Source organism: Mycobacterium sp. UM_WGJ (assembly GCF_000455125.1).
GTDB lineage: Bacteria > Actinomycetota > Actinomycetes > Mycobacteriales > Mycobacteriaceae > Mycobacterium.
Map to the genome: position 1 here is coordinate 1 of NZ_AUWR01000098.1, position 4,836 is coordinate 4,836.

5 protein-coding genes are annotated in these 4,836 nt (G+C 66.7%); 3 read left to right on the top strand and 2 right to left on the bottom strand.

What is annotated here, in order from left to right:
- Positions 1–46: 46 nt before the first annotated feature.
- On the top strand, positions 47–904 hold the full coding sequence (locus N416_RS0120845; protein ID WP_024444027.1) for a hypothetical protein: 858 nt from the start codon (positions 47–49) through the stop codon (positions 902–904).
- A 67-nt stretch (positions 905–971) separates the two neighbouring features.
- Positions 972–1,571 (top strand): alpha-ketoglutarate-dependent dioxygenase AlkB, encoded by a 600-nt coding sequence (locus N416_RS0120850; protein WP_024444028.1) that lies wholly within the window; start codon positions 972–974, stop codon positions 1,569–1,571.
- A gap of 9 nt (positions 1,572–1,580) precedes the next feature.
- Here the strand turns inward: N416_RS0120850 and N416_RS0120855 are convergent, their stop codons facing one another.
- On the bottom strand, positions 1,581–2,237 hold the full coding sequence (locus N416_RS0120855) for a DUF5642 family protein (protein ID WP_024444029.1): 657 nt from the start codon (positions 2,235–2,237) through the stop codon (positions 1,581–1,583).
- A gap of 42 nt (positions 2,238–2,279) precedes the next feature.
- Entirely contained in the window at positions 2,280–3,305 is a 1,026-nt protein-coding gene (locus N416_RS0120860) for a GNAT family N-acetyltransferase (protein ID WP_024444030.1), read from the bottom strand.
- A 157-nt stretch (positions 3,306–3,462) separates the two neighbouring features.
- Here N416_RS0120860 and gdhA point away from each other — a divergent pair, with 157 nt between their 5' ends.
- Entirely contained in the window at positions 3,463–4,812 is a 1,350-nt protein-coding gene (gene gdhA / locus N416_RS0120865; protein ID WP_024444031.1) for an NADP-specific glutamate dehydrogenase, read from the top strand.
- Positions 4,813–4,836: the final 24 nt, after the last annotated feature.

Below are 4,836 nucleotides of genomic sequence, written 5' to 3' on the forward strand. Positions count from 1 at the left end.
ATGACTCAGGACACTAGATGTCGGTGCTCCTCACCACCATCGACCCATGTTGGAGGTGTTCAAAGGAACCGAGGCGCTCGCCGGCGGCCTCACTCGCGGCACCCTGCGGTGGAACTACTCCGCGCTCTTCCCCGACGTCTACCTGCCAAAGGAGGCGTCACCGACATTGCGCGCCCGTACCGTGGGCGCCTGGCTGTGGTCGGGGCGCAGGGGCGTGATCGCGGGCCGTGCCGCGGCGGCACTGCACGGCGCCCGGTGGATCGACGCGGCTACGCCGATCGAGATGATCTGGCGCAACGGCCGGCCACCGACGGGAATCATCGTGCGCAACGAACGCATCAACGCCGACGAGCTGGTCGACGTCGACGGGATGCTGGTGACCAGTCCGGCGCGTACGGCGCTGGACCTCGGCCGGCATCTACCCCGCGACCTGGCCGTGCGGCACCTCGATTCGTTGAGCCGTGCCACCGGTGTTCAGGCTCGCGACGTCCTGGTGCTGATCGAGCGGCATCGCAAGGCGCGCGGATTGCGTCGGGCAATACGTGCACTCGACCTGATGGACCCCGGCGGCGAATCGCCCAGAGAGACCTGGCTGCGGCTTCTGCTCATCGACGCGGGGCTTCCGCGGCCCAGGACACAGATCCGGGTGAGCGATGGCTTCAACAACGCCTTCATCGACATGGGGTACGACGAGACGAAGATCGGCCTGGATTACGAGGGCAAACACCACAGCACGGATCGAGCGCAGTACGTCCACGGCATCGGGCGTGCTGAGCTGCTCTACGGCCAGGGGTGGATAGACCTGCAGGTGGTGGCCGAACATAGCCAGAGTTTCATCCTGCATCGGCTGTCGGAGGCGTTCGCCCGCCGCGGCCAGCCGTTGAGATTGCGTACTGGGTCGTGAAATCGGGCCGCGAACAGCCGTAGACGCAATCTCGACGAATCGAACGGGTGTGCGATAAACTGCGGGCGTGGCGATACCGGTACAGGAGTCGCTGTTCGACCTCAGCGAACGCCGACAACTCGGTGAGGGCGCCTGGCTCGACGTTCGGCCGGGCTGGCTCTCGGAGGAAAGCAGCGAACTGGTCAGCGAGCTGCAGTCGGTGATTCCGTGGCGGGCCGAACGCCGCCGGATGTATGACCGGGTGCTCGATGTCCCGAGATTGGTGAGCTTCCACGACCTGGCGACCGGCGAAGCGCCGCACCCGGTGATCGCCAAGCTGCGCCGCCGGTTGAACGACATCTACGCCGGGGAACTCGGCGAGCCGTTCACCACGGCGGGGCTGTGCCTCTACCGCCACGGCGGCGACAGCGTGGCCTGGCACGGCGACACCCTCGGCCGCGGCGCCAGCCAGGACACCATGGTCGCGATCGTCAGCGTCGGCGCCACCCGCACGCTGGCCCTGCGCCCACGCGGGGGCGGCGCGGCCCTGCGCTTGGCGCAACACCACGGCGACCTGGTGGTGATGGGCGGCTCGTGCCAGCGGACCTGGGAGCACTCCATTCCCAAGACGGCCACGCCCACCGGCCCGCGGATCAGCATTCAGTTCCGCCCGCGCGGCGTGCGCTGAGCGAACGCGCTAGTTCCGGATCGCGTCGACCGCGGCCACCAACAGCTCGCGGGCACGGGCGGTGTCTACCGGGGCGATGGGCTCGCCCGGCCGCACCAGCGAGTTGGCGGTGACCAGCACCTGGTAGGGCCCGAAGTAGGCCGAGTAGTTGTACAGCTCACCGACGCGGGGCTTGCCCCCGGCGACGGCTTCGATCACCCGGTGCACACCCAGGGTCTTCACCCCGTCGATGTGCGGCACGTCGACGGTCTCGATCAAGCCGCGCATCGCACCCCCGGAGAAGCCGATCCGCCGGCAGGTGCGGCCCGGCTCATTGACTGAAACCGGCTCGGAGGTCTCCAGGGCGATGGTGATGAACCGGTTGCCCTGGCCTTCGGCGGCAACGGCGGCCATGTTGCCCTGCACACCCTGCGGCAGCTGCTGGCTTATGGCGAACTTCGAGCAGTCGGCGGGATCGAAGGTCAGGCCCGAGGGCAACGCGGTGCCCGCCAGCAGCTTGGGGTCGATCCCGGTGCGTGGGACGGCCTTGGCCTCGAATTCCGGGCCGAATGACGACCTGAGCTCGACTACCTTGCCGATGTCGGCGGACACCTCGGCGGGGCTGGAGCTGCAAGCGGCAAGCAAACAGACGCAGCCGATGGCCAGTACCGCGCGAAGGGTCAACATCGCAGCCAATTTACCCAACGCGACCTGCGGCGTTGGCAGCGGTTACCCCACAGCTTGGATCGCTTGGCGGCCAACCTCTTTGATCTGATCGGCGATCGCGCGGCCGAACGGCAACTGCTCCTCGCCAGGCACATCGAGCACGGTGGTGACGACGCCCGGATCGTCGCGCTCCCAGTAGGCGCCCAGATGATCGAGGATGGCGCGCATGGGCGCATTCTCCGACAGGACCCGCGCGGTGAACTTCTCAATGCCTTCGAGCCGCGCGATCACGGCCACCGCTCCCATCAGATAGGTACCGATGCCGCGGCCCTGGTAACTGTCGCCGACGATGAAGGCGATCTCGGCGAACGTCGGATTCTCCGGATCGCGGACGAACCGACCGTCGGCGACGAACGAGCCGTCGAGTTCAGTGATCACCCAGACGAAGTGATCGACGTAGTCGACCTCGAACAGGTAGTGCATCAGCGCCGGGTTCGGTATCCGGGTGGTCTGGAACCGCCGGTAGAGCGTCTCGCCGGAGAACTCGACATGGCCCGTCACGGTTCGCGCGCTGTCGCCGGGCAGCACCGGCCGCAGCAACAGTTCGGTGCCGTCACGAGCCCGGATCGGCACTGCGGTGAGGTAGGCGGCCAAGCGCTGGCGCGCGATGCGCACCAGCCGTCCCATGACCTCGGGCACATGCACCATCGCGTGGAAGGCCTGCTCGTCGCCGATCCAGCCGGTCAGCGGCGTCGAGGTGGTGACAGTGGCGGTTCGCAGGCCCTTGCGCAGCAGCGCGATCTCCCCGACCACCATGCCGGCCGCCACCTCGTTGACTACCACGGCACCGTCGTCGCCGATATGCTTGACCTGGGCTGATCCCGATGAGATCAGGAGGAATGACAGCGCCTGCTCGCCTTGCCGCATCAGTTCGGCACCGATGGGTGCCTGCAGGGGACGCAATCCGGCGGCCAGCGGAGCCAGATCAGCCGCGGAGCATCCGGCGAAGATCGCCATCTCGGCGAGGTCAGCGGCGGGTAGCGCTCCATCGGACGCTGCGGTAATCGGGTCCCGCCGCGACATCGCCATCGAAGTGCTCCGCCCCTAGTCCGCCAACTTAGGTTAACCGGCGCCCCGCAAATGTTAATGATTTAACAACGATGTAACGGCCAGGATTCGGCGTTAGCGATTCTGGCCGCTAGCCTGTGGCCGCTGACTGCGACACGCGAGGAAGAGATCATCCAATATGACCGAACTGAATCCGAAGCTGCACGACATCTACGAAGAGGTGCTCCGGCGCAACCCCGGTGAGGCCGAGTTCCACCAGGCCGTTTTCGAGGTGCTCAGCAGCCTCGGCCCGGTGGTGACCAAGCACCCCGAGTACGTAGACCGCGCCGTCATCCGGCGGATGTGCGAGCCCGAGCGCCAGATCATCTTCCGGGTGCCGTGGCTGGACGACAAGGGCGACGTGCAGATCAACCGCGGTTTCCGGGTGGAATTCAACTCGGCCTTGGGCCCCTTCAAGGGCGGCCTGCGGTTCCACCCCTCGGTGTACCTGGGCATCATCAAGTTCCTCGGTTTCGAGCAGATCTTCAAGAACTCCCTGACCGGCCTGCCCATCGGCGGCGGCAAGGGCGGGTCGGACTTCGACCCCAAGGGCCGCTCCGACAACGAGATCATGCGGTTCTGCCAGTCCTTCATGACCGAGCTCTACCGCCACCTGGGCGAGTACACCGACGTGCCGGCCGGTGACATCGGCGTGGGCGGTCGTGAGATCGGCTACCTGTTCGGCCAGTACAAGCGCATCACCAACCGCTACGAGTCGGGCGTGCTGACCGGCAAGGGCCTGAGCTGGGGCGGGTCGCAGGTCCGCACCGAGGCGACCGGGTACGGCGCGGTGTTCTTCGCCGACGAAATCCTCAAGACCTCCAAGGACTCCTTCGAGGGCAAGCGGGCCGTGGTGTCCGGCTCGGGCAACGTGGCGATCTACGCCATCGAGAAGATCCACCAGCTCGGGGGCACCGTGGTGGCCGCTTCGGACTCCAGCGGCTACATCGTCGATGAAAAGGGCATCGACCTGGAGCTGCTCAAGGAGATCAAAGAGGTCAAGCGCGAGCGGATCGAGGCCTACGCCAAGGCCCGCGGCGGGGCGACGCAGTTCGTCAGCGACGGCTCCATCTGGGACGTGCCCTGCCAGATCGCGCTTCCTTCGGCCACCCAGAACGAGCTGGACGGCAACCACGCCGCCACGCTGGCCAAAAACGGCTGCAAGATCGTCGCCGAGGGCGCCAACATGCCGTGTACCCCGGAGGCCGTCAAGTTGTTCGGTGACGCCGGTGTGACGGTGGCCCCGGGCAAGGCGGCCAACGCCGGTGGTGTGGCCACCAGCGCACTGGAGATGCAGCAGAACGCGTCGCGCGACTCGTGGAGCTTCGAGTACACCGAGCAGCGCCTGGCCGCGATCATGCAGAGCATCCACCACCGCTGCCTGGTCACCGCCGACGAGTACGGCGCCCCCGGCAACTATGTGCTGGGCGCCAACATCGCCGGCTTCATCCAGGTCGCCGACGCGATGACCGCGCTGGGCATCATTTAATTCCTTTTGACTCTGCGTCCATGG

What these genes read in the sequence shown, in the direction of transcription:
- N416_RS0120860 (WP_024444030.1), bottom strand. Translation starts at nt 3,305, where the DNA reads ATGGCGATGTCGCGGCGGGACCCGATTACCGCAGCGTCCGATGGAGCG.
- N416_RS0120855 (WP_024444029.1), bottom strand. Translation starts at nt 2,237, where the DNA reads ATGTTGACCCTTCGCGCGGTACTGGCCATCGGCTGCGTCTGTTTGCTT.
- gdhA (WP_024444031.1), top strand. Translation starts at nt 3,463, where the DNA reads ATGACCGAACTGAATCCGAAGCTGCACGACATCTACGAAGAGGTGCTC.
- N416_RS0120845 (WP_024444027.1), top strand. Translation starts at nt 47, where the DNA reads ATGTTGGAGGTGTTCAAAGGAACCGAGGCGCTCGCCGGCGGCCTCACT.